We start from the raw sequence: 23,230 nt of genomic DNA, 5'->3' as shown, positions 1-23,230 counted from the left end.
CGCTGAAATGCCAGCGGGCGAGGTTGTGTCGCCATCAGCGAGGTGCGCGCGCCTGCGGCAGCAGGTGCCGCTGCGTGCCAGCTCGCCGCGCGTGGCTGCCTCAAGGTGCGCGCCGTTGCCGCGAGTACATGCAAGCGCCCATTGCGCGCACCTGCGCCCGCTCATCACCGCAGTTCCTGCGTCGAGGCTGCCGCCTGCTTTGCGATCACCGCGTACTGCCGATGCCGCCGGTCAGGCGTCATGTGCACGCGTCACCGATGACGACCCAATGTCGTGGCGCAGGCTTGCCCCGCTGCGCACATCGCATGCCGACGGTGCAGCCGAGCGTCGCCGCCGCCGCCGATACAGGCACGGTCCGGCGCCAGGCGGCTGCGCGATACGGGAAGGGGTCTTCGCGCAGCGGCGCCGTGGTCGAGGCGCGTATCGCTGCGCTGGTCCAGCTCTGCCGTCGAAGCGATAATTGCGCGCCCAATCAACCGTGTCGCCATGCGCCCTGCCTCGACACCTGTGTTCGCCCCGCTCACCGCCCATGCATCGCTCTGGGCGGTGCTGGCAATGGGCGCAGCGGTCCTGCTGTCCAACATCCTGGTGCAATACCCGATCAACGACTGGCTGACCTGGGGCGCGTTCTCCTACCCGCTGGCGTTCCTGAGGGTCGGCAGGGATCGTGTAAACAACAGCCAAAAGTGAGCTAACTCTCTGTCAGAGAGAGTATCAATACGAATCCCTGCCGACCCTCAATACATCGACCGCAGACCCCTAATTCTAGCTGGCATTGAATTGTGGAGAGTCGACAGGAGGGATGTACCCCATGTCCCCGACCACTGATTGCTACCCGGGATATTACGTCGATTACGGCTCAGGCGCGGGTTGGTGCGAAGTATTAGACACCGCCAGATCCTGATACGGAATACGTTTGTTCAAGGGAGTTTCGCCGTATCCAAGTTTACGGGCCAGCGCGGGAAGGACTTCGAAGCTTGCATTCATGCCCTTGACAATTGCGGTTCCTACATGGCGAAGGAACTCACTCCTGGGAGCCAAAATCTGATGCAATTCTTCTGCAGTAATTTCCCGTGCCCCGCTTTCCATTTGCTCGCTTGCTCGCGCCAGAATGGTTTGCACGACCCGCGCGTGCTTAGCATTGTCTGATTCAAATAGCCCAGGAACATGAATGCGTCCTCCAAGCGCCAGTGCATTCAAAGCGATGGCTTCAATCGGATTAAAGACGGTGCTCCGGAAGATACGCAGCACTTTTTCCGAGAGTAATCCTGTGGCTTTGCTGCCGGCGATCAGCGGGATCATCCCGACAATGGATGCCAGCCCCATAGACTTGACGGCGGTGCTCTCGCCGGGGGCAACATCGAGCGCATGACGTGCCATTTGCTCAATCGCCTCTTCCGGGCCCATCTTCTCGCTGGGGCACGCCAAGACACCGTCCTTAATGCTCTGGAACAATCCAGCACGCATCGTCTCTTCGCTTTCCTTGACTTCGGGTGGAATGCCAGAGGCGGCGCCAAAGATGGCCGCTTCGGTTGTCGCCATATTGGCCGCAAGATCACCTAATCCTGATTTAAAGCCTGTGTACTGCAAGACGTTATTGGGGAATGACACAATTGAGGAGATGGCACCGGCTTTCATTGCCTTGGGGAGCAGGTCGCGCATGGACCAGTCCTCACCCTTCATACCCTTGATGATTGCAAGCACACACATGGTGTCCATGGTCTCGATTAGCAAAGGCGGCACTGAATCGATTCCGGCCAATTGCAGAGCATACTGACTGGACGAGAAATTTTTCCCGAAGATGGCTTTTTTCAACAGTTCCGAAGCGCCGAGCTCCCATGCGGAGCCGAGTATGCTGCTGACACCAATACTACCAGCCAAGCCGCCGAGCTGAAACTCTTTCTTGGTCGCAACATGTAGCAATTCCTGTGCACCCAGACGAACCTGGAGGTCCTCGTCCCCTTTGAGTTTCTGGTTGATGAACGTCGACAGGACATCGTCATTGGACATGACATCTGGGGCACACGAGGCGAGGAATGCTTTCGCGCTGATCTGGCGGCCGTCTGCCATCTCGATCAAAGCGCTTGGGCCAAATGCTGCGGAGCCACGTTCAATCGCCTTAAGCAATAAGGGGATATGAATGTCAGCATCGATTTTCTCAGCTGTCCGCTCTGACGAGTCGGCGGCAGGCATCAATTGCGCCGTCTCAACCGTGAATGCGTCCTTGAACTCCTCAAGCGCTTTCTCCGGGTCTCGACGCGACACCAACTCTAGTCGGACACCGTCAGTGCTCGCGACCTGCGATGGAAATGGCTGGTCAAGCTGCGCGAAAGATAGCAGCGCGTGCACCACCGGATCGGCAGAAACAAGTCGGCCCGACTCCCGGCGCACCAATCCCATATGCCTGGGCTTTTGGAAGCCTGTTAACGAGATCAGTAGCGGAGTTTCTAATCCGCTGTTATCAGTATGACCGGAGCCTTGCCCAGTGGACCTGGGGCTAGTAGACCCGCTGCTCATGCCGCGTCGCCGGGGGGGCCTGGTGTTAGGCAATCTGCTATCTCCGGACTGACGGAAGACGCTATGGCTGGGCCGTTCGCCAGCTTCTAGATCACAGTCGTTGCCCATACCAGATTCGGGGTGACGTATGTGCTCGAGTGACGAAAGTGAATGGGATCGTGCGAACTCTGCCTTCATGTCTTCCTACCCTTTTTATGAATTACTTGAAAGTCAGGATCTTTACAGCGACTAACAAAACTCCTGCGCGGCCGTTAGGAGAGCGCGGTTGGTGATCGGGTCGGCATCTTCCACTCGTGAAATCCGGTTTTGCTCGCCGCCCGCAACCATCTGATGATCGCTGTCTACGTTGTATTAGCCGCATTTGGTGTTGGTGAGACCTCGAAACCTGTTTGAGAATTTTTTTCTAAAGATGGCCTGATCAATCTGCCCCGTGACATGAGCCACATAATGTCCAGGTGAGCCTGCACGGGGGCTTTGAAATACATAGCCTTATGTTGATCCCCTGCAGTGAGAAGAAAGTTTGGCGCAGAGCTCTCTGAATTTCGTGGTTTTACCGAAGTCATGGTCGGGACGGCGAAGCATTGCGGGGTGACCCAGCCCCGGCAAGTCGGAAGGCTCAACTCTTGAGAAGATAGGGCCATGAGCAAGACGAAGTATTCCTCGGAAGCGCAAGAGTGGGCGGTTCGGCTGGTGCGGGAGCACCAAGTAAAGTCAGCTCGCGATGGGCAATCGAATCGATTCCCGGGAAAATTGGCTGTCCGTCGCAGCCGCTGTACAACTGGGTGCGTCAAGCCGAGCGTGATGCCGGCAGCGTCAGGGGCTGACGGCTGACGGCTGACGGCTGACGGCTGACGGCTGACGGCTGACGACGGGCGAGCAGACACGGCTGAAAGCGCTGGAATGCGAAGTGCGCGAGCTGGGGCACGTCGGTGGAATATGCGCAAGGCCAGCGCATATTTCGCCCAGGCGTAGCGCGACCTAAGCTTCACGCCCTGACCTAGGTTCAGCAACCTGATCAACCGCCGCTTCGGTCCACGCGCTGCGCGCCACGTTGCCTGGTGCGGGTTCGCGCTGGCGGTGCTGCTGTCGATCTGGCTGGCGACGCCCCGCATCGCGGTGGCCTCGTGCAGCGCTTTCATCGCCGCGCAATTGCTGGACATCAGCGTGTTCGACCGCCTGCGCGACGGCAGCTGGTGGCGCGCGCCGATCGTGGCCACCACCTGCAGCGCCACCCTGGATACCACCATCTTCTGGAGCATTGCGTTTGCCGGCGCGAGCCTGCCGTGGGTCAGCTGGGCCGCAGGCGATCTGGCGGTAAAACTGGGCATGGGCGTGTTCCTGCTCGGCCCGTTTCGCGCCCTGCTGTGGCGGAGTGCGCCGCGTCGGTAGAACGCATGACGCGCATGGATGCGGGGCTTTCCGCCAGGACAGCCAGGCACCGTTGCCGCCGTTTGCCGCAGCTGCATCGAAAGCGGCGCACTCACCAGGGCCCTTACAGCGCTGTTTCATCCTTGCCCAGCGGAAACGTCAGGCCCTGCCCACGTGCTGCGTTGAAGATGATGCCGCGCGCCTGCTGGATGGCCGGCGTCGGTGCGAGCAGGCGTGGGCGGCGGTCCAGCGTGCAGCTCAGGCCGGCATCGACCAGCGTTGCGTGCGCCTGATGCAGTGGTGCGCCGCTCTCGTCCGGGAGCCAGTGCGTGCGCGCCAGTGCGTCGATCAACGCTGGCGTGTCGCAGGCGTCCAGCAGCTGCGGCTGCTGCGCTGCCAGCCCGAGCACGCCGGCCTGCAGCACGAATTCCAGATCCACCAGGCCGCCAGCGCCCTGCTTGAGATCCAGCCGGCCGGCATCGCTGCGATCCAGTTCGGCGCGCATGCGCGCCCGCATCTTGCGCACGTCTTCGTGCAACTGCGCGGTGTCGCGCACCCGCATCAGCGTGTCGCGACGCACGCGGGCAAACGCGTCGCAAAGCGCCGCGTCGCCGGCCACCGCGCGTGCACGCACCAGGGCCTGATGCTCCCAGGTCCAGGCGCGATCGCGCTGGTAGTCGCGGTAACTGGCCAGCGAGGACACCAGTGCGCCCTTGCCGCCATCCGGGCGCAGTCGCACATCGATGTCGTACAGCCGGCCGGCGCCGGTCTCGGCAGCCAGCAATGCCATCACTTTCTGCGCAAGCCGCGCAAACCAGCGCCCGGCTTCCAGCGGGCGCTTGCCGTCGGAGGCGTCCACCTCGGGCGGATGATCGTACAGAAACACCAGATCCAGATCCGATCCGAATCCCAGCTCCAGCCCGCCAAGACTGCCGTAGCCGACAATGGCGAAGCTGCCGCCGGGCACGTGTCCGTGCGCGGCCAGCATGTCGCTGCGCGCCAGGTGCAGCACGGTCTGCACGACCGCTTCGGCAAGCCAGGCCAGTTGCCGGGTGCTCTCCACCGCCTGCTGGCGGCCATCCAGCGTGGCCAGCGCAATACGGAAGCTCAGTGCAAGCCGGCGCTCGTTGAGTTCACGCAGCGCCGCTTCGGTGTCGTCGATCTGCAAGGTCTCGGCGCAGGCCGCGTGCAACGCTGCGCGATCCGGTAGCGGGCCGCTGATGCGGGTGTCGAGCAATTCGTCCAGCAGCAACGGATACGCCGCCAGCCGCTCGGCCAGCAGCGCGCTGCGCGAGAGCACATCGACCAGGCGGGCAAGCGCGCTGGGTTGCTCGTCGAGCAACGCCAGATAGCTGGTGCGGCGCAAGGTGGCCTGCAGCAGGCCGAGCATGCGACGCACTGCCGCATCCGACTGGCTGGCGCGGGTGGCCGCGTGCAGCAGTGCCGGCATCACCCGATCCAGCCGCGCACGCGCGCTATCGGACAGCGCGCGCACGCCGGAAGACTGCGCGAAATCGGCCAGCGCCTGATGCGCGCCATCGGGATCGTGCAAGCCAATCCCCGCCAACGGCGCAGCATCGCCTTCCGGCAGCGCGCGCCAGTAATCGGCAAGCGCGTCCGGTGCGGTGGCGCGCACGCGCGGGGCCAGCAGTTCGGCGAATTCCGCGGCCACGCGTGTGCGCTGCGGTGCCAGCGCGTCCAGCAATGCCGACCAATCCGCATACCCAAGGCCCAACGCAATGCGCTCGCGATCCAGCGGCGCCTGCGGCAATACGTGGGTCTGCGCATCGCGCAACATCTGCAGGCGATTTTCCAGCCGGCGTAGAAAACGATACGCCGTCGACAGCGCCTGGCCGTTCTCCTGGTCGATCTGGCCTGCGGCCACCAGCGCCTGGAGCGCGGGCAGCAGCCGGCGTTCGCGCAGACTCGGTTCGCGTCCACCACGAATCAGCTGCAGCGATTGGGCCAGGAACTCGATTTCGCGAATCCCGCCGGGCCCGCGCTTGATGTCGTCCAGACGATCGTGCCGCGCCACTTCGGCGGTGATGGCGGCCTTCATTTCGCGCAAGCCATCCAGTGCGGTGAAGTCCAGATACCGCCGGTAGACGAAGGGGCGCAGCGTTTCCAGCCAGGCTTCGCCGGCGTCGATATCGCCAGCCACCGCGCGCGCCTTGAGCCAGGCATAGCGCTCCCAATCGCGACCTTCGCGCTGGAAATACTGGTCCATGCCGGCGAACGACAACGCCACGCGGCCGGCGGTGCCGAATGGACGCAGGCGCAGATCCACGCGATGGCTGAAGCCGTCGGCCGTGGTTTCGTCCAGCAACCTGGCCAGCTGCTGGCCCAATCGCGCGAAATACTCTTCTGCTGCCAATGGACGCGCGCCATCGGATTGGCCGCCCTGCGGATAGGCGTACACCAGATCCACGTCCGAGGAAAAATTCAGCTCGCCACCGCCCAGCTTGCCCAGCCCGAACACCACCAGGCGCTGCACGCTGCCGTCTGCAGCAACGACCTTGCCGTGGCGGGTGTGGAACTGCTGCTCCAGCGCTTGCAGGCCGCATTGCAGGCAGTGCTCGGCCAGCCGGGTGGCGCCGGCCAGGGTGGCTTCGACGCTGTCCAGACCGAGCACATCGCGCCAGACCAGGCGCATGGACTCGGCGCTGCGATAGCGTCGCAATTGCGCAGGCCACAGCGGTGGCTGGGCCGGATCCAGCTGCGGCAGTGGCAGTGGCGGCGGATCGGGTTGGGCCAGGTGCTGCAGCAACGCCGGTTGCCGCGCCAAGGTATCGAGCGCGAACTCGCTGGCCAGTGCGACCTGCGCAAGCTGCCGATCGAACCCGCCGCCCGGCCACGCCTGCTCGGCAGGCAATGATTGACGGACACGCGCCACGGCCCGCTCGATCAGGGCGGTGAGCGCAGGAGACATGGAAACGGTCGGCATCGGCATGACCGGATTTTGGCATCCCCGCCACGCGGGGAGTACACGCATGCGCGACATCCCCCAGGGCGACTGCAACAGGGCGTGCAGCATTTCGCCGCCTTGAACATCTCGCTTACGCAGCCCTGACGACAGCCATGCTGCACTGCGGCTTTCGCACGAGGTCCCGCCATGTCGCCCACCACCTTGCCTGCTCACTTGCTGCCCTCGCAGATTCCGCTCCAGACCGATGGCAACGATCCTGCGCTGCCGCCCAGCCTGCCCTTTCTGCATCTATGGACCGGGCCGGATGGCAACAGCTGCCTCAACGCCTCGCAGCTGCCCGGCTTCGGTCGCAAGAGCGTGGGTGGCGGTGCCGCACCGCAGTGGTTGCGACCGTTTCCCGGCGAGGTGCTCGGCATCCAGTTCGCGGTGCTGCCGGTAGGCTGGGTCGGCGACTGGCATGAGAGCCCGCACCCGCAATGGGTGATTCCGTTGCGTGGCCGCTGGTTCATCGAAACCGGCGATGGCACACGCGTGGAAATGGGTCCTGGCGACATCCATTTCGGCCAGGACCAGGGCACCACCGATCAGCGCGGCCATCGCTCCGGCCAGTTGGGCGATGAACCTTGCCTGCAGATGATGGTGCAGTTTGCGCAATCGCCGGGCGCGGCCACCGCGCATCCGTTCGGCCATCCGGCGCCGCGCTGATGGACCGCCACTGCCGCCTGCGCGCGCCCGGCGCCGCCCGGCCGGCCGAGTGCCCGCCCCCCGCCACGCGCCACGCCGGGCTGGCGGCGCGCCTGGGCAACGCGCGCCTGCTGACCCTCTACGACCAGGCGACCTGGAGCGAGGGGCCAGCCTGGTGGGAGGCGCAGCGCACGCTGGTCTGGAGCGATGTGGTCGGCCGCCGCGTGCTTGGCTGGCGCGAGGACGGCGCGGTGGACGTGCTGCTGGATGCCACCGCCTTCACCAATGGCAATGCGGTGGATGCGCAACAGCGACTGGTGCACTGCGAACACGGGCGCCGCGCGATCACCCGTAGCGATGTCGATGGCCGGGAGCATCTGGTGGTCGGGCGGTTCGAGGGCAAACGGCTCAATTCGCCGAACGATCTGATCGTGGCGCACGACGGCGCGATCTGGTTCACCGACCCGCCGTTCGGGCTGCTCAAGCCCAGCCAGGGCTGCCCGGGCCCACAGGAGCTGGACCATCACGGCGTCTACCGGCTGCCGCCCGATGGCGGTGCCCTGCAGTGCATGGTCGGCCTGGATCACCCCAACGGGCTGGCGTTCTCCCCCGACGAACGCGTGCTGTACGTCTCGCAGACGCCCGAAGGTGGCCCGACCTCGCCGGAGATCACCGCCTTCGACTGGCGCGATGGCGCATTGCACAACCGGCGCCGCTTCGCGGTGGTGCCGGACGGCCTGCCGGATGGCTTTTGCGTGGACCGCCAGGGCTGGCTATGGAGCAGCTCCGGCGCGGGCGTGTGCGTCTTCGACACCGATGGCCAATACCTCGGGCTGGTGCCGACACCGGCCACGGCGTCCAACTGCAGCTTCGACCTGGAGCAAAAACGATTGTTCATCACTGGCGGCAGCACGCTGTGGCTGCTGGAGTTGCAGCAATAAGAACGGTTAACGAAAACCGCCAGGCGGACGCGGCCGCTGCCCGCGATGGCAGGGATCACGCGTACGAACGGTTGCACGCACGCCGTGCACATCCAGCAGCATGATCGCTCGCCAGGTTTTGGGCGCAGCGCCACGCCATGCAAGCCTGCTCGCCGCGATGCGCGCAGGCGGCAGCCACGGCATGAGGTGCTGCCTTCATTTGCAACGAATCTCGCGCGGATTGGCGCTTGACCCGGCAACCTGCAGGCATAAAAAAGCCCGCTTGCAGCGAACTGCCAGCGGGCTTTGCTCCCTCCCCCACGTCGGGATGCAGGATCATAGTGCGCGCCCCGAATCGGACTTGCACGCTGCACTGCAAAACAATACCAGGCAGTACAGAACTGGTGTTTTTTCTTCACGCCTGCGCGCGCGATGCAGGCGTCAGCGCAACAGGTCAGGTTGCGCGCGATACCACTCCGGCGCACCTCGCAGATGCCATTCGGGCGTGTCGCCGCGCAAGCCCACTGCCGCGCTCAGCAATCCCCAGCGGGCCAGCAGACTGCCGCGACGTTGATTGCCCTGCAGGCGCAGGCGCGCATCGACCTGAAAGCGTTCGTTGCGCGCCTGCAAGCGATCGACGATGACCGTGTCGCCTTGCCAGTGCGCGCGTGCGGTCAGCTGCGCCTGGCCTGCATCCACCAGCCGGAGCATCCAGTTCGGAATCGAGCGGTCGCGTGCATACAGCGCCACCAGAAATGCCAGATCGCGCACCTGGATGCGCACACGCCCATCCACGCCCACCGGTTGTCGCCATTGCATGCGCGCATCGTCCAGCACGATGCGCGCCCACCAGCCATCGCGGTGTTGTCCATCCGGGCCGGTGAATCCGACATTGCGCAGCTGGATGCTGCTGGCATCGAGACTGAACTGTTCGGCGCGTAGATCGCCGCGCTGCAGGCGCAGATCCGCATCCACATCGCCGCGCAACGCCAGGCCGGCGAACTGCAGCCGCGCTGCACGCGCCCCGATGCGCACACCGCCCTTGCCGATGCGCCCACCCGGCTCGATCTGCAGATCGCCGCTGAGCACGCCGTTACCGCCGTCAAAGCGCAGTTGCTGCTGCGGCAGATAGCGGTTGTAGGCACGCAGATCCGGCACGCGGGCATTGGCGAAGACCAGATGCGCGCGCGTGGCATCGCGCAGGCTGCTCAGGTTGCGCGCATCGGCGCGTGTGCGCAGATCCAGGCGCAGATCGCGGCCTTGCACGAACGGGCGCGCGGGTGCGTCGGTATGCGCGATCGAAAACTGCTGCATCTGCAGTGCAAGCGCCGGCAGCAACTGTCCACTGGCATCGGCGTCCACGCGCAGATCTGCACTGGCCTGTCCCGTGATCGCATGCCCCATCACGCCCACCTGCGCGTGCACGTGCGGCACCTGCAGGCGGCTGCCGGCAGCAAGCTGGCCGCGATCGATCCGCAGATCGGCATCGACCAGGCCCTCGCCCTCCAGGGTCAGCCAATCCACATCCGGAAACAGCGCAGCAATCCAGCGCAACGAAGACAGCTGCCAATGCAGCCGCGCATGCCCGGACGTGCGCGGCAACAGGCTGCGCATGGATTGCACCGGCAGTTGCCTGCCTTGCACGCGCAGGTCGGCGTCCAGCGTCAGCCCGGCATCGGCCGGCTCGGGCATGCTGACCTTGAGCCGCATGTCCTGGTCGACCTGTAACTGCGCCGTCAATTCGCCCAGCAATGCGGCCGGCGCGCGCGTGCTGTCGTGCAGCGGCGCGCGCCATTGCAGCTGGCTCCCGGGCTGCAACGCGCCACGTATCCAGCGCAGCTCGCCATCTGCACGCCCCTTGCCGGCACGGGTCGCCAGCGTGTGCCGGCCCTGCGCATGACGGGTGACATCCAGCGCTGCGGTGTCGCCATGCACGGCGATCAGCGCATCGGTGAGTTGCAGCACCGCCAGTCCGCTTGCCTGATCCGGTGCATGCCGTGCGATGCTGGCGTCGATACGCAGCTGCCCATTGCGCATCACTTCGTCCTGCCCCCACCGCACACGCGCCGATTCGAACACTGCATGGGAGGGGAAGATTTCCATCGGCCCGCCACGCAGTTGTTTGAACAGGCCCAGTTGCAGTTGGCCCTGCCCTTCGATGTGCAGCTGACGCAGCGACACGGCCTGCACCTGCTCGGCAACGATGCGGTCCAATTGCAGGGTCCAGGCGGTTGGCGAGGCGGGTGTACCGGCTTGCGTGTCGGCGCGCCTGGCTGATTGCGGTGTGCTGGTGATAGGCATTCCGGGCTTCGCGTCCGTCGTGGCCGTTGCAATCGTCACGCGCAGATCCTGCGCGGGCGTCTGCGTCGTCGCCGAGTGTTCGGCATTGGCCGTTGCTGTGGGCGCCCGCTCGTTTGCTAAAGCGGCCGGCGTATCCGCGGCCCCCTTCGCCGCAGCAACAGCAGCACGCGTCGCTTGCGCCGCCGCAGGGGATTGCATCGCCCCCGTCCCGGGCGTTGCGGCTGCAGCCTGCATACCGCCACGCACACCGCGCACATGCAACTGCGGCACCAGCAGCTGGCGGTGCAGCAATGGCAGCAGCCGAATCTGCCCACTCATCCGCTGCGCGCTGACATTCCAGTGCGTGCGTGCCGAATGGCCTTGCAGGTCGACATCCCACAGCACCACACGCCCCGGCCACCAGGTCAGCGCCGGGCCCCAGTGCATCGTGAACTTGTCGGGCGAGCGATTCAGCGCAGCCGGGCCAAGCGGCGTGTTGAGCAATAGGTTGCCCAGCAGCAAATAGCTTGCGTACAGCGCAATCAGTGCCGATAGCGGCCATCGCAGTAAGCGTGGCAAGGCGCGCCAGCGGGCGCGAACAGGCATCGTCATGACGGCAGGCTCCTGGAAACCGCGCACGCGGCTGGGCACAGTGTGCCAAGCCAGCCGTGAGCAGGGCGCAGCACGCTCACGCCAGCGGCCGCATCACTTGGTTTTGGAGACCGCCGGCAACAGTGCGGGCTGCGCGTCATACCACTGGCGCGCACCTGCCAGATGCCACTGCCGCTGCTTGCCATCGAGTTCGATGCCGGCACCCAGCACACCCCAGCGCAGATACAGATCGCCGCGCCGCTGCGCATCGTTCAAGGCCAGCCGCGCACGCAGCGACAGGCGCGCGTTTTCCGCATGCAGGTCGTCGATCAGCAGCTGCTGCTTGCGCCAACGCAGCCGGCCGGTCGCATCCACTTCGCCCGAATCCAGCAGACCCAGCACCCAGCGCGGATAGTCGGCGCGCTGGGCGAACACCGAGAGCAGTGGTGCGATATCGCGCATGCGAAGGGCTGCCTCGGCATCCACCTGGAACGGTGCCTCGGCCTGGATGGTACCGGCACCCACTTGCAACTCGCCCCACCAATCGGCGTCTTTGCCGTCGTCGCCCACGCGCATGTTGCGCAGGCGTATGCGTGTGCCACTGAGGTCGAAGAACTTGTTCTTGAAGTCGGCGCGCTGCAGCGTTGCCTGCAACTCGGCATCACCGCGCATCTGCACGCCAGCCAACGCCAGGTGCGCGCCCTGCCCGCGCAGGTGCGCATGCCCGTTACCGACATCGCCGGAGGCATTGAGCGCCACATCGCCGGTCAGGCTGCCGCTGCCGCCGAGCAGGCGCACGTTATTGCCCGGCAGATAGCGGTTGTAGGCGGTGAGATCGGGCACACGCGCATCGCTGAAACGCAGCTGCGCCTTGAGCGTGTCGCTCAGGCGGGCCAGCTCGGCATCGCCATGCATGGCCAGTTGCAGATCGCGGCCGTCCAGCAGGAGCTGTTTGGGCGCATCGCGCGGCGCCGCCTTGAAGGTGGGAATGCTGACATCCAGATGCGCCTGCGGGGTGGCGGCATCGTCGATGCGCCCGTGCGCCTTGGCCACGCCGGCCAGGCGCGTGTCGAATACCTGCGCCACGGCCTCCACGCGCGGAATGTCCAGCGTGCTGCCGGCACTCAACCGGCCCTGTGCAAGGCGCAGGTCCGCTTCGACCAGACCGCCGCCTTCCAGCTGGAACCACGGCTTGCGCACGAACAGCTCGGCGATCCAGTTCAACGATTCGAACTTCCAGCGCCCACGCACCTGCCCCGACAGGCGCGGCAACAGCTGCGCCGGCCGTTCGAACGGAACGTTGCGCCCGGCGATGCGCAGATCGGCGTGCAGCTCGCTGCCGGTCTTCTCATCGCGCGGCAGCCGCGCCTGCACGCGGATGTCCTGCGCCACGTCCAGTTGCAGCGCGAGCATGCCGCGGTCGGTGGCGCCAACGCCCGCAAGCAATGGCAGCCGCCACACCGCACGGCTGCCCGGCTGCAGCGCGCCGCTGGCCAGGCGGATATCGGCCTCCACGCGCGCGGCCGATGGTCCGCTGCCGATGTCCACATGCGGCGCGCCGGTGTCGATCTTCAGCGCCACGGAATTGGCTTTGAGCTGTAGCCGTGCGGCGGTGATGCCGAGCTTGCGCAAGCCCGGCGCCTGGTCGCGGTAATGGCGTGGAAACTGGAACCGCGCATCCAGCTGCGCACCGTTGAACACCTGCACTCCGTCGTAGCTGACCACCGCGTCGGTAAAGCCCGCTTCGGAAGGAAACAGTTCCGACGGCCCGCCCTTGAGTTGCTTCAGGAAACCGACCTTGCCGTGCCCTTGTCCGGCAATCAGCAATTTGCCCAGGCGGGCACTGCGAATGCTGTTGCTGGTGATTGCATCAAAGCGCAACGTCCAGCCCTGGTTGCCCCGCGGCGGTGGCGGAATCGGCGTATCGGAAGTTTCCACTTCCGCGCTCACGCCGGTGGCATGCAGCCACGGCAGGCGCACTTCGCGCCGAAACAAGGCCAGCAGTGCAATACGCGCATGTGCGCGGTCGGCGTGGAAGACGTACACGGTGCGGTTGGCCTGCCCGCGCATGCGCACGTTCCAGGCGATGACCTCGCCCGGGAACAGCGTCAGTGCCGGGCCGGTCTGCATGGTGAACTTGTGCGGCTGCCGATTGGTGCTGGCGTCGAACAGCGGGGTATTGAGATACAGGTTGCCGGCCAGCAGATACAGCGCGTACAGCGCCAACACCACGCCCACTGCACGACGCCACGGCCGTGGCCAGCGCTGGAAGCGGTCGCGAAGTGAGGGCATGGGCACAGGCAGGAAAGAGTCTGCCGCCACTATCCCGGTTGCGCTGACCGCGACGCGTGAACGAGGCTGGTGCCGTTGCGGGAATCGGGAATCGGCGGCGAGCCTGGAAGTTGGCGCGCGGCCGGTGACCGGTGCTGCGCCGGCGATGCGCTGAACCGCAGCAATCGCGCAATCCCGGCGTTTAACGCTTCTCGAACTTCATTGCTGCGCACGACATGCAGCGACATCGCAGGGTCACGTGCCGGGTGGATAACGGTCCTGCCCGCTCGCTTCCTGTGCCAGGAAGGCTCTCTCCCCCTTCTGTCACTGAGCGAAACGGGCCATCACTGGGTGGTGTCCAATCCGTCGGGCCGGCTCCCTGCGCCGGCCCGACGTTCCTGGCCTGCAGCGGCCTGCCAGACGCCTGCGCTCACTGCCAAAGCCGATCGATGCAGCGATTGGTCGTCGCTGAGCGTCGTCGCCGATGGCACCGCCGCGCGTCACCTTGAACGTGCTGCACCTGCACGAGATCGGCGCGCCAGCTGTGCCTTCTCTCCTCGGTGAGGCGTGGACGAGCGTTCGGCGCATCCACTTCATCGCCTGCGCAGTTGCCGACGCCCGCTGCACCGACGCGCGTGCCAGCCGCAAGACACTTTTCCCATCGGGAGAAGATGACCCCCAGCGCCGGATGAGGGGACGCGCGAGGCCTCACGCTCACCGCAGACCAGCCAACGCGCTGCCTGGCAATCATTGCGTGTTGGCGATGCCCCACGCAGCATCAGCACGTGTCCTGCCGATGCTGCTGCGTCGCCACTCACGCAGCCTCGGCAATCCGGCGCATGCGCCGTGCGCGCACTGCGCTCGCCAGGCGTTCCAGCACCTGCACCGAACTGTCCCAGCCGATGCAGCCGTCGGTAATGCTCTGGCCGTAGGTCAGTTCGCACCCCGGCAACAGGTCCTGACGCCCACCGACCAGGTGGCTTTCCACCATCACGCCGACGATGCGCGTTTCGCCGTTTTCCAGCTGATGGGCGATGTCCTCGACGACCTTGGGCTGGTTCTCGGGATTCTTGCTGCTGTTGGCGTGGCTGGCATCGATCATCAGGCGCGCAGGCAGGCCGGATGCGTTGAGCACCTGGCTGGCCGCTTCCACATGGGCCGCATCGAAGTTGGGCTGCTTGCCGCCGCGCAGGATCACATGGCAATCCGGGTTGCCCGCCGTCGCTGCCACGGCGGTGTGTCCGTCCTTGGTCACGGCCAGGAAATGATGCGGATGCGAGGCCGCGCCCACCGCGTCCACCGCAATCTTGACGTCGCCGCCGGTGCCGTTCTTGAAGCCCACCGGGCATGACAGCCCGGATGCCATTTCGCGATGCACCTGGCTCTCGGTGGTGCGTGCGCCGATCGCGCCCCAGGCCACCAGGTCGGCGATGTATTGCGGCGAAATGATGTCGAGAAATTCCACGCCGGCCGGCAGGCCGAGATTGTTGATATCGCGCAGCAGGCCACGCGCCACGCGCAGACCCTTGTTGATCTGGAAGCTGCCGTCCAGGTCCGGATCGTTGATCAGGCCCTTCCATCCGATGGTGGTGCGCGGCTTTTCGAAGTACACCCGCATCACGATCTCCAGCGCGTCGCCGAACTGGTCGCGCAACGGGCGCAGGCGCTGTGCGTACTCCATCGCCGCGACCGGGTCGTGGATCGAGCAGGGGCCGATCACCACGGCCAGGCGATCGTCGCGCCCGTGCAGGATGTCGTGCAGCGCGGCGCGCGCATTGGTGACGGTTTCGGAGGCGCGCTCATCGCAGGGCAGCAGCGACAGCAGTTGCGCAGGCGGTGCGAGGGCTTCGATCTTGCGGATACGCAGGTCATCGGTTACAGGCGGCATCACAGTGTCTCGGTGGGCGGTGTTGCATCGGGGAGCCAGGCGCGGCGGCAACAAAAAAGCCGCCAGGTGTGCGCTGGCGGCTTTTCGGGAATGCTGCTGAAGTTGCCTTCAGGGTGAGCGCAATCCTTCCTCCGCCAGCGGCATCGGAAAACCGTAGTACCAAAAATAAAACTGGCTGCGGGGTGCGTTCATGGGATGCATTGATACCACGCACTTTTGCGCGTTGCCACTGTTTCATCGGCAACGGACCGGGCACAGGTGGACGCGAACGCCCTTCCACGGGCTCCGGCACACCCCCGCGTTGAAATGCATGCGGCCGCAGCGGTGAAGTCGGCACAGGTTACCGCGGCGGCCGCCAATCCAACGGGTGACGATGGCGCTGCCGCCAATCGGCGCGATGCAAACAATCGATGACGCGCTGATCGAGCTGGTCGTCTCGCCAGGTCCTGCGGCCCTGCCGGAAGCAGTGCAGACACCAGACGCCCGCCGCACTCGCTCAGAACGTGAACACGTATTCGGCCGCCACTTCGCGGCCGATCGGGTTGAACAGCGTGGTGTTGTAGAAGCCGTACCCGTAGAAGCGTTCCTTGTGGTCGTAGCCCACTTCGTTGAAGACGTTGTTGACGTAGAAATTGACCTTGGCGTGGTCGGTGATCTTGTAGCCGGTGCTCAGGTTCCAGTAGATCGCCGGGCCCACGCGGCCGAAGTAACGCTTGCTGGTTTCGCCCAGATGCACGTTGGCGGTGTCGGTCACCAGGCACGCATCGGAGGCGCTGGGTTGATAGCCGTCGTCGAAGCGTTCGCAGGTGCCCCAGTTGACCGCGCGCATGGAGCCGATCCGGCGGAAATACACGGTCCAGTCCCAGGCGCCGCCGTTGTCCCAATGCACGCTGCCACGCACGCGGCTGCGCACGCGTTCGTCGCGGCGGTTTTCGTCGCTGTCGGTGCGGTAGATCTGCTCGCGGTAGGCGATCAGATTGTTGTAGTCCAGCGACAGCTGGAAGTTGCCCCAGCCTGCGGTGGCAAGGCGATACTTCAGCGACGCATCGATGCCGGAGGTTTCCATCTGCGCCAGGTTGATCGGGCCGCGCTCGATGCTGGCGATGGTGCCGTCGGCATTGCGCATCACGCGCGAGGTGATGGTGTCGCAATAGCCCGCGCCGCCGGGGTTATTCCACGTGCCGCCGCTGATGGTAGTGCCGGTACGGCAGCCGGCTTCGGCCGACAGGATCTCATCGCGGTCCAGGTCCTTGATCATTTCCTCCAGCTGGATGCGGTAGTAATCCACGCTCAACGACAGCCCTTGGGCGATGTCCCACACCACGCCACCGGTGAACGAGCGGCCGGTTTCCGAGCGCAGATCCGGGGTGCCGCGACGATTGACGTCCACCGTGTAGAAGATGTTGTTGTTCTCGTCGTTGCAGCCGCCGGTCAAATACGCGCCCGAGGAAATGCAGCGGTATTGATCGATCACCGTCTGGTTGGTGGAGCTGGGTTCGCCAAGCACGTAATGCATGTCGGGTGCGCGGAAGCTGGTGGCCACGGTGCTGCGCACCAGCAGGCTTTCCACCGGCCGCCATTCCAGGCCCGCGCTCCAGGTGGTGTCGCTCTGCGTGCCCACATCGGTGGGGATGGCGGCCGAAGAACGGTAATTGCCGTAGCGGTCGTAACGGCCGGCCACATTCGCGCTCAACGTGGAGAGCAATGGAATCTGGAATTCCAGACCGGCCGAACTGCGCATGCGTTCGCCACCGCCGCTGTCCACCACATCCACCGGGTAGCACTCGTTGGCGCAGGGGTCGGGCGAGAGTTGATAGCCTTGCTTTGCCACTTCGGCCACGGTGGCGAAGCGGATCGGCCCGGCCCAGCCCTGCACCACATCGCCGCTCACGCTGAAACTGGCTTGATTCACCCACGAATACGCCGAGTTATGCGACTTGGCGACCAGCGCGTCGTACTGGTCCGACGACAGCGGCGTGTACAGGCGCGCCTCGTTGATCGCATGGATCGGCGTGCCATCGGCGGCGGTGCCGAGGGAGCTGCCGAGGAAGTAGTCGGTGGCGCGCGCGGTGTCCACGGTGCGAATGTATTCGTCGACGGTGTAACGCGAGCGGCCCACGCTCAATTCCCAATCGAAACGGTCGGCCCAGACGCCGCGCAAGCCGGCACTCAGATCCCAGGACTGCTCCTTGTTGTAGTTGGCAAGCCGGTCCCAGCCGCCGGCTTCGCGCCGGGTGAGCTGGCGGATCAGGTTCAACGAACGCCCGGTGGCCGCGTCCTGGAACGGGCCCAGGTACGCGTACGGCGGGTCGTAGGTCCAGCGGCCGATGCTGCGGTTGGCAGACAGCGTGGCCCAAGCCTCGGTGTGCTCGCCGAATTTCCAGGTGCCGTAGAGATATGCCGAATAATCCTCGCTGCCGGTGACCAGACCCCAGTCGCCGTAATCGCGCGCAACGCCGCAGTAATCGCCGGCATTGGTGAGCGCGCCGGTGTTCTGGTTGTAGCTCAGCCGCTGCCCGTCGATGAACTCACCGCCAAAGCGCGCGCAGGTGCCGGCCGGCGGTGCCAGGCGCTCGTTGGTATTGGCGTCGATCAGGCTCAAGCCGGTGAACGGATTGAAGCCGTACAGGCGGTTCTGGCCGGTCCAGTTGGAATAGGACATGTCGTCCGAATCGTCCATTTCAGGGCGATCGCGCCCGCTCAACGGGTCGCGCTTGGTGGCCTGCAGCGCGTAGGTCAGGCTCCAGTTCTCGCCGGTGCGCCCGCCGGCCCAGGACACGTCGAAACTGTCGCGCCCACCTTCGGTGGCGGTGCCGCCGCGCAGGCGCACTTGGTCGCCCTGATAGTCGCGCTTGAGGATCACGTTGATCACGCCGGCCACCGCATCTGAGCCGTAGATCGCCGACGCACCGCCGGTGAGGATGTCGATGCGCTCCACCGCAGCGGAAGGAATATTGCTGTAGTTGGAGAAGTTGCTCTCGCCGCCGTAGGGCAGCGGGTAATCGGCCACGCGATGCCCGTTGACCAGCAACAGCGTCCGTCCCGGCCCGAGGTCGCGCAGATTGATCGGCGAGGCGTTGGGCGTATGCGAGCCCCACTGCGTATCGGCTTCCACCGAGCCCTGCTGATTCATGCTGTTGAGCACGTCGTAGACGGTGGCGAAGCCTTCCTGCTGGATCTGCTGCGCGCTGATGGTGACCACCGGTTGCGCACCTTCGACCTGCGCGCGCTTGATGCGCGAGCCGGTGACGCTGACCGCATCCAGCGTGGAGGTGGCGCGCGTGGCATCGGGTTCGGTTTGCTGGGCCATGAGCGGCGGCGCGTACGCGGCAGTCACGGCAAGGGAGACGGAAATCGACAAGGCAAGGCGATGACTGCGGCAGTTCATAAGATCCCCCGGGAGAGGCCGGACGTGGCCGGCGTGGCAATGCGCTGCAACGACGCCTGCCAGCGATGCGTGCACCGCTGCCCCTTGTCCGATGGCCCCCCGACCGCTCGGCGCAAACGCCTGCCCAGCGACGCTAAAGCTGCGATGACATCGGTGTCAACAGGTGGTCGCGGAGTGTGACGGCGATCGACTATCCGGCAGGCTGGGGCTGCCCTCACTGCGATGATTGCGCTCCCAGCGCACTCGACCCTGCGCAGCTGGCAACAGGTCATGCGATCACAAGTTGCCATCGTCCTGCCTGGTTGGTTCTTCCTGCAACGCAGTAGTTCGCATCGCGTTAGGCCGGCCGGGCAGGCTTGTTCGAATGATGCAGGCGCGCCAGCCAGTACGCGCTGGCCGCTCCCCCTCATCAAGGAAACCCACCATGGAGATCAAGAAACAGCAAACCGCAGGCCCCTCTTCTCTGGCGCCATTGCACGACATCCATACCGACAATGCCCCCGTCGCCGACGCCACATCGCCGACGCAAACCCCGCTCCACCCCAGCCTGGCTGCGCTCACTCCGCGCAGCCGTTCGCGCGCATCCAGCGCCGACTCCGAGCACGGCGCTTCGCCGGTGCCTTCGCACGACACCGAACCGCAGGCCGACTCACCCGAACGCGCCTCCGGCCCGTCCACCGCCGCAACACTTGCCGCACGCGCAAACGCCGCATTGGCAAGCGGCGTTCAGCAGGCTTACGCTGCGGTATCGAAGGGGGCGTCCAATCTCTGGTCGCTGGCGGACCTGCGCACCATGCTGCAGATCCATGCGGACGATCCCGCATTCCTGCAGATGGTGCGTCACACCGACCCGGAACAGAGCGCCCCGCACACTCTGGCCGCGTGCCGCCAACAGATCACGCAGCTGCGCGATGCCATCGAAGCGGCAACCGGCCTGGAAGCACGCTTCAGGCAGCAGTTGCTCGGCGACATCAAGGCCGTGGAAGACGCCCTGCAGCCGCTGGAGCACGGCACACCTGCGACCGGGCGGGCGCTCAAGTCGCTGGCCAACCTGGTCAATCTCTGGCCACTGATGGTCCCCAGTCCGTTGCTGGGCAACCAGGCCAAGACCTTCGCCTATTCCATCGCCGCGGCAACCAAGGGCGTGATGACGCTCTCGGCATCTGCACTGCGCCCCACCGCCGACGGGCTTCCGTTCCCGCTGATGGGCGGGCAGCTGGGGCGCGACGCCAACGAAATGCACTTCTATTCCGTTCTGCTCAACGGATTGTTTCTCACCACCGAACTGCCCAAGAAATTCGGCACCCCCTCCATGCGGCACCAAGCCGAAGCAGTGGAAAACAACCTGGGATTTGCCGCGGCCGCATCGACGGCATGCGCGGCGATGGTGCTGACGCCCTTCCTTTGGAACAGCCTCAACGTGCTTGGCAACCGGCTGCAGCACAAGCTGTCGCATCTGGGCGCCGGCATTGCAGAAAACGCCGGCTTTCAGAGCCAGGCGCAGCGGTTGCGTGCACGCCTGACGCCCGGCCAGGTCAGCGCGCAACTGCGCACGCAACTCAACGAGATCTGCGCCGCTCTGGAGCACGGCCGGGAAGCGTTTCAACAGGCACGTCGCGACTTCACCGACCCAAGCCAAGGGCGCGAGCTCACCCGCACGCTCAATGCCCAGTGCACGCACCTGCTGGAGACCCTGGACCGATGCAGCAAGCGACTGAGCGCTGCGCTACAAGTGGACCAGGACCAGCCAGCCACCCTCCCGCGCCAGGTGACCAACCACGACATCGCCCCCAAGTTGGCATTGGCATTGCTGGGAGCCGGAGTGACCGGGCTGACGGTCTACCTGATCCAGCCCGATCGCATCGGCACGGTGGATCTGTTGGCCGACTCGGTCGTGGTGACGGCGGTGATGATGCAATCGGCGGTCAACGCACATGCGACCCGTCAGGACGCCATGGAACGCTTCAAGGCCATGTGCTCCGGCAGCCTGGTCATGGCGCTGGCCCTGGGCGTGGAGAAATTGTCCAAGACCTTCGCAGACAAGAGCCTGATCGAAGCCTCGTCCTCATCGCCCTACTACGCCGGCGCGATCATGTCGCTGATGTCGATGACCATGCCCGGCCCCATGGCGCGTGGCGCAGAGCTGGCGATGAACTGGGGCGGCGGTCAGATCATGCGTGTCTTCAGGGGGCCCGACGGTACCGCGCTCGCAACCCGCATGCCGTCCTCGCCCGAGGAACTCATCCAGCACGTGCAGGACACCGCCAGATATGTGCAAAGCCTGTCGCCGGAACAGGCGCAGGAGTACGCGCAGACCGTTGCCGATAGCGCCCTGCAGGGGATCGAGGACGCCGGCGCGCAGACCAGGCCCGCCAGCAGCGTCACCATCACCGAGATCACCGAGGCAAACGAGGAGGAGGCGCTCGCCGCAGCCAGCGCATCGCCTGAGCAACGCTCGCCTGCGCGCACCCATCCGTCGCCGGATCAGGCCGCAGCCAGCACTGCGCCTTCGTCCTGACGGTACGGCCGCCGGTCATCGGCAACTGCCGCGTGCCTACGCAAGTGACGCGCATAAAAAAACCCCGCCGTTGGGCGGGGTTTTTTTGCTGCAACAGCCGAAGTGGCGTGGATCAGAAATCCATGCCGCCCATGCCGCCCATGCCGCCGCCGGCCGGCATCGCCGGCTCGTCCTTCTTCGGCGCATCGGCCACCATGGCTTCGGTGGTGATCATCAGGCCGGCGATCGAGGCGGCGTTCTGCAGTGCCGAACGGGTCACCTTGGTCGGGTCCAGGATGCCGAATTCGACCATGTCGCCGAACTCGCCATTGGCGGCGTTGTAGCCGTAGTTGCCGCTGCCTTCCTTGACCTTGTTCAGGATCACGGACGGCTCTTCGCCGGCATTGGCCACGATCTCGCGCAGCGGGGCTTCCATGGCGCGCAGGGCGATCTGGATGCCGTGGGTCTGGTCTTCGTTAGCGCCCTTGAGCTCGCCCACGGCCACCAGCGCACGCACCAGGGCCACGCCGCCGCCCGGGACCACGCCTTCTTCGACGGCTGCACGGGTGGCGTGCAGGGCGTCTTCGACGCGTGCCTTCTTTTCCTTCATTTCGATTTCGGTCGAGGCGCCGACCTTGATCACTGCAACGCCACCGGCCAGCTTGGCCACGCGCTCCTGCAGCTTCTCACGGTCGTAATCGGACGAGGTGTCTTCGATCTGGGTCTTGATCTGGCCCACGCGCGATTCGATCGCCGCGGTGTCGCCGGCGCCGTCGATGATGGTGGTGTTTTCCTTGGAGACCTGCACCTTCTTGGCGCGGCCCAGGTCCTTGATGGTCGCCTTCTCCAGCGCCAGGCCCACTTCCTCGGAGATCACGGTACCGCCGGTCAGCACGGCCATGTCTTCCAGCATCGCCTTGCGACGGTCGCCGAAGCCCGGTGCCTTGACGGCCACGACCTTGACGATGCCGCGGATGGTGTTGACCACCAGGGTCGCCAGCGCTTCGCCTTCGACTTCTTCGGCGACGATCAGCAGCGGCTTGCCGGCCTTGGCCACGCCTTCCAGCACGGGCAGCAGGTCACGCACGTTGGAGATCTTCTTGTCGTGCAGCAGGATGAACGGGTCGTCCAGGTCGGCCGACTGGCTCTGCTGGTTGTTGATGAAGTACGGAGAGAGGTAGCCGCGGTCGAACTGCATGCCCTCGACCACGTCCAGCTCGTTTTCCAGGCCCGAGCCTTCTTCAACGGTGATCACGCCTTCCTTGCCGACCTTCTTCATCGCTTCGGCAATGATGTTGCCGATCGACTCGTCCGAGTTGGCCGAAATGGTGCCGACCTGGGCAATCGCCTTGTCGTCGGTGGTGGGCTTGGAGATGTTCTTCAGCTCGACGACCGCAGCCTTGACGGCCTGGTCGATACCACGCTTGAGGTCCATCGGGTTCATGCCGGCGGCCACGGCCTTGGCGCCTTCGCGGATCAGGGCCTGGGCCAGCACGGTGGCGGTGGTGGTGCCGTCGCCGGCGTTGTCGTTGGTCTTGGAAGCGACTTCCTTGACCATCTGCGCGCCCATGTTCTCGAACTTGTCAGCCAGTTCGATTTCCTTGGCGACGGAAACGCCGTCCTTGGTGATGGTCGGCGCGCCGAAGCTCTTCTCGAGCACGACGTTGCGGCCCTTCGGGCCCAGGGTGGCCTTCACGGCATTGGCAAGCACGTTGACGCCACGAACCATGCGGGTACGTGCGTCTTCACCGAAACGAATGTCTTTAGCAGCCATTGGTTGTTACTCCGGGATTTGAGATTGGGGATTGGGGATTGGCTAGAGCGGGATCCGGAGGAGAGGCGGATTGGTGCGGCAAGCCGCGGTGACCAATCCCGAATCTCGACTCCCGAATCCCGCCGG

At 65.3% G+C, this 23,230-nt stretch carries 10 protein-coding genes, 1 other RNA gene and 2 pseudogenes; 6 read left to right on the top strand and 7 right to left on the bottom strand.

Annotated elements, in window-relative coordinates:
* Nucleotides 1–486: 486 nt before the first annotated feature.
* A pseudogene (locus tag ACCQ15_RS02795) lies at nucleotides 487–651 on the top strand (VUT family protein); the annotation flags it as partial.
* A gap of 201 nt (nucleotides 652–852) precedes the next feature.
* Here ACCQ15_RS02795 and xopB read toward each other — a convergent pair.
* A complete protein-coding gene (gene xopB / locus ACCQ15_RS02790; RefSeq protein WP_372381184.1) occupies nucleotides 853–2,400 on the bottom strand; it encodes a XopB/HopD1 family type III secretion system effector in 1,548 nt (515 codons plus the stop codon).
* A gap of 399 nt (nucleotides 2,401–2,799) precedes the next feature.
* On the opposite strand from xopB, the gene ACCQ15_RS02785 reads away from it, so the two are divergent.
* Nucleotides 2,800–2,874: non-coding RNA, sX9 sRNA (locus ACCQ15_RS02785), on the top strand.
* 648 nt (nucleotides 2,875–3,522) lie between these two features.
* A pseudogene (locus ACCQ15_RS02780) lies at nucleotides 3,523–3,906 on the top strand (VUT family protein); the annotation flags it as partial.
* Between the two features lie 103 nt (nucleotides 3,907–4,009).
* Here the strand turns inward: ACCQ15_RS02780 and glnE are convergent.
* Nucleotides 4,010–6,835, bottom strand: a complete 2,826-nt coding sequence (gene glnE, locus ACCQ15_RS02775; RefSeq protein WP_372381183.1) for a bifunctional [glutamate--ammonia ligase]-adenylyl-L-tyrosine phosphorylase/[glutamate--ammonia-ligase] adenylyltransferase — start codon at nucleotides 6,833–6,835, stop codon at nucleotides 4,010–4,012.
* 162 nt (nucleotides 6,836–6,997) lie between these two features.
* Between glnE and ACCQ15_RS02770 the strand changes: the two genes are divergently transcribed.
* Both ACCQ15_RS02770 and ACCQ15_RS02765 read left to right on the top strand, forming a co-directional pair.
* Entirely contained in the window at nucleotides 6,998–7,516 is a 519-nt protein-coding gene (locus ACCQ15_RS02770; RefSeq protein WP_008577083.1) for a cupin domain-containing protein, read from the top strand.
* Nucleotides 7,516–8,436, top strand: coding sequence for an SMP-30/gluconolactonase/LRE family protein (locus tag ACCQ15_RS02765; protein ID WP_372381182.1), 921 nt, complete (start codon nucleotides 7,516–7,518; stop codon nucleotides 8,434–8,436). The genes ACCQ15_RS02770 and ACCQ15_RS02765 overlap by 1 nt, the downstream gene beginning before the upstream one ends.
* Before the next feature lie 420 nt (nucleotides 8,437–8,856).
* On the opposite strand, the gene ACCQ15_RS02760 is transcribed toward ACCQ15_RS02765, so the two are convergent.
* The 4 genes from ACCQ15_RS02760 to ACCQ15_RS02745 all read right to left on the bottom strand — a co-directional run bounded on the left by ACCQ15_RS02760 (nucleotide 8,857) and on the right by ACCQ15_RS02745 (nucleotide 18,755).
* Complete coding sequence (locus ACCQ15_RS02760; RefSeq protein WP_372381181.1) at nucleotides 8,857–11,307, bottom strand: hypothetical protein; 2,451 nt, start codon at nucleotides 11,305–11,307, stop codon at nucleotides 8,857–8,859.
* Between the two features lie 93 nt (nucleotides 11,308–11,400).
* Nucleotides 11,401–13,578, bottom strand: a complete 2,178-nt coding sequence (locus ACCQ15_RS02755) for a translocation/assembly module TamB domain-containing protein (RefSeq protein ID WP_372381180.1) — start codon at nucleotides 13,576–13,578, stop codon at nucleotides 11,401–11,403.
* A gap of 793 nt (nucleotides 13,579–14,371) precedes the next feature.
* Nucleotides 14,372–15,445 carry a 3-deoxy-7-phosphoheptulonate synthase gene (locus ACCQ15_RS02750; protein ID WP_008572849.1) on the bottom strand — a complete coding sequence of 358 codons (1,074 nt, stop codon included), beginning with the start codon at nucleotides 15,443–15,445 and terminating at the stop codon, nucleotides 14,372–14,374.
* A 496-nt stretch (nucleotides 15,446–15,941) separates the two neighbouring features.
* A complete protein-coding gene (locus ACCQ15_RS02745) occupies nucleotides 15,942–18,755 on the bottom strand; it encodes a TonB-dependent receptor plug domain-containing protein (protein ID WP_029818524.1) in 2,814 nt (937 codons plus the stop codon).
* A gap of 502 nt (nucleotides 18,756–19,257) precedes the next feature.
* On the opposite strand from ACCQ15_RS02745, the gene xopX reads away from it, so the two are divergent.
* A complete protein-coding gene (gene xopX, locus ACCQ15_RS02740; protein ID WP_014089226.1) occupies nucleotides 19,258–21,351 on the top strand; it encodes a XopX family type III secretion system effector in 2,094 nt (697 codons plus the stop codon).
* Nucleotides 21,352–21,463: 112 nt separating this feature from the next.
* On the opposite strand, the gene groL is transcribed toward xopX, so the two are convergent.
* A complete protein-coding gene (groL, locus tag ACCQ15_RS02735; protein ID WP_011346211.1) occupies nucleotides 21,464–23,104 on the bottom strand; it encodes a chaperonin GroEL in 1,641 nt (546 codons plus the stop codon).
* Nucleotides 23,105–23,230 lie beyond the last annotated feature (126 nt).

The organism is Xanthomonas sp. NCPPB 1754, from assembly GCF_041475725.2.
In the GTDB taxonomy this organism is placed as follows: domain Bacteria; phylum Pseudomonadota; class Gammaproteobacteria; order Xanthomonadales; family Xanthomonadaceae; genus Xanthomonas; species Xanthomonas euvesicatoria.
This window is presented reverse-complemented; position numbering and strand designations above follow the sequence as displayed.

What these genes read in the sequence shown, in the direction of transcription:
- xopB (WP_372381184.1), bottom strand. Translation starts at nt 2,400, where the DNA reads ATGGGATTGGTGCGCCGGGAGTCGGGCCGACTTGTTTCTGCCGATCCG.
- glnE (WP_372381183.1), bottom strand. Translation starts at nt 6,835, where the DNA reads ATGCCGATGCCGACCGTTTCCATGTCTCCTGCGCTCACCGCCCTGATC.
- ACCQ15_RS02770 (WP_008577083.1), top strand. Translation starts at nt 6,998, where the DNA reads ATGTCGCCCACCACCTTGCCTGCTCACTTGCTGCCCTCGCAGATTCCG.
- ACCQ15_RS02765 (WP_372381182.1), top strand. Translation starts at nt 7,516, where the DNA reads ATGGACCGCCACTGCCGCCTGCGCGCGCCCGGCGCCGCCCGGCCGGCC.
- ACCQ15_RS02760 (WP_372381181.1), bottom strand. Translation starts at nt 11,307, where the DNA reads ATGACGATGCCTGTTCGCGCCCGCTGGCGCGCCTTGCCACGCTTACTG.
- ACCQ15_RS02755 (WP_372381180.1), bottom strand. Translation starts at nt 13,578, where the DNA reads ATGCCCTCACTTCGCGACCGCTTCCAGCGCTGGCCACGGCCGTGGCGT.
- ACCQ15_RS02750 (WP_008572849.1), bottom strand. Translation starts at nt 15,445, where the DNA reads ATGCCGCCTGTAACCGATGACCTGCGTATCCGCAAGATCGAAGCCCTC.
- ACCQ15_RS02745 (WP_029818524.1), bottom strand. Translation starts at nt 18,755, where the DNA reads ATGGCCCAGCAAACCGAACCCGATGCCACGCGCGCCACCTCCACGCTG.
- xopX (WP_014089226.1), top strand. Translation starts at nt 19,258, where the DNA reads ATGGAGATCAAGAAACAGCAAACCGCAGGCCCCTCTTCTCTGGCGCCA.
- groL (WP_011346211.1), bottom strand. Translation starts at nt 23,104, where the DNA reads ATGGCTGCTAAAGACATTCGTTTCGGTGAAGACGCACGTACCCGCATG.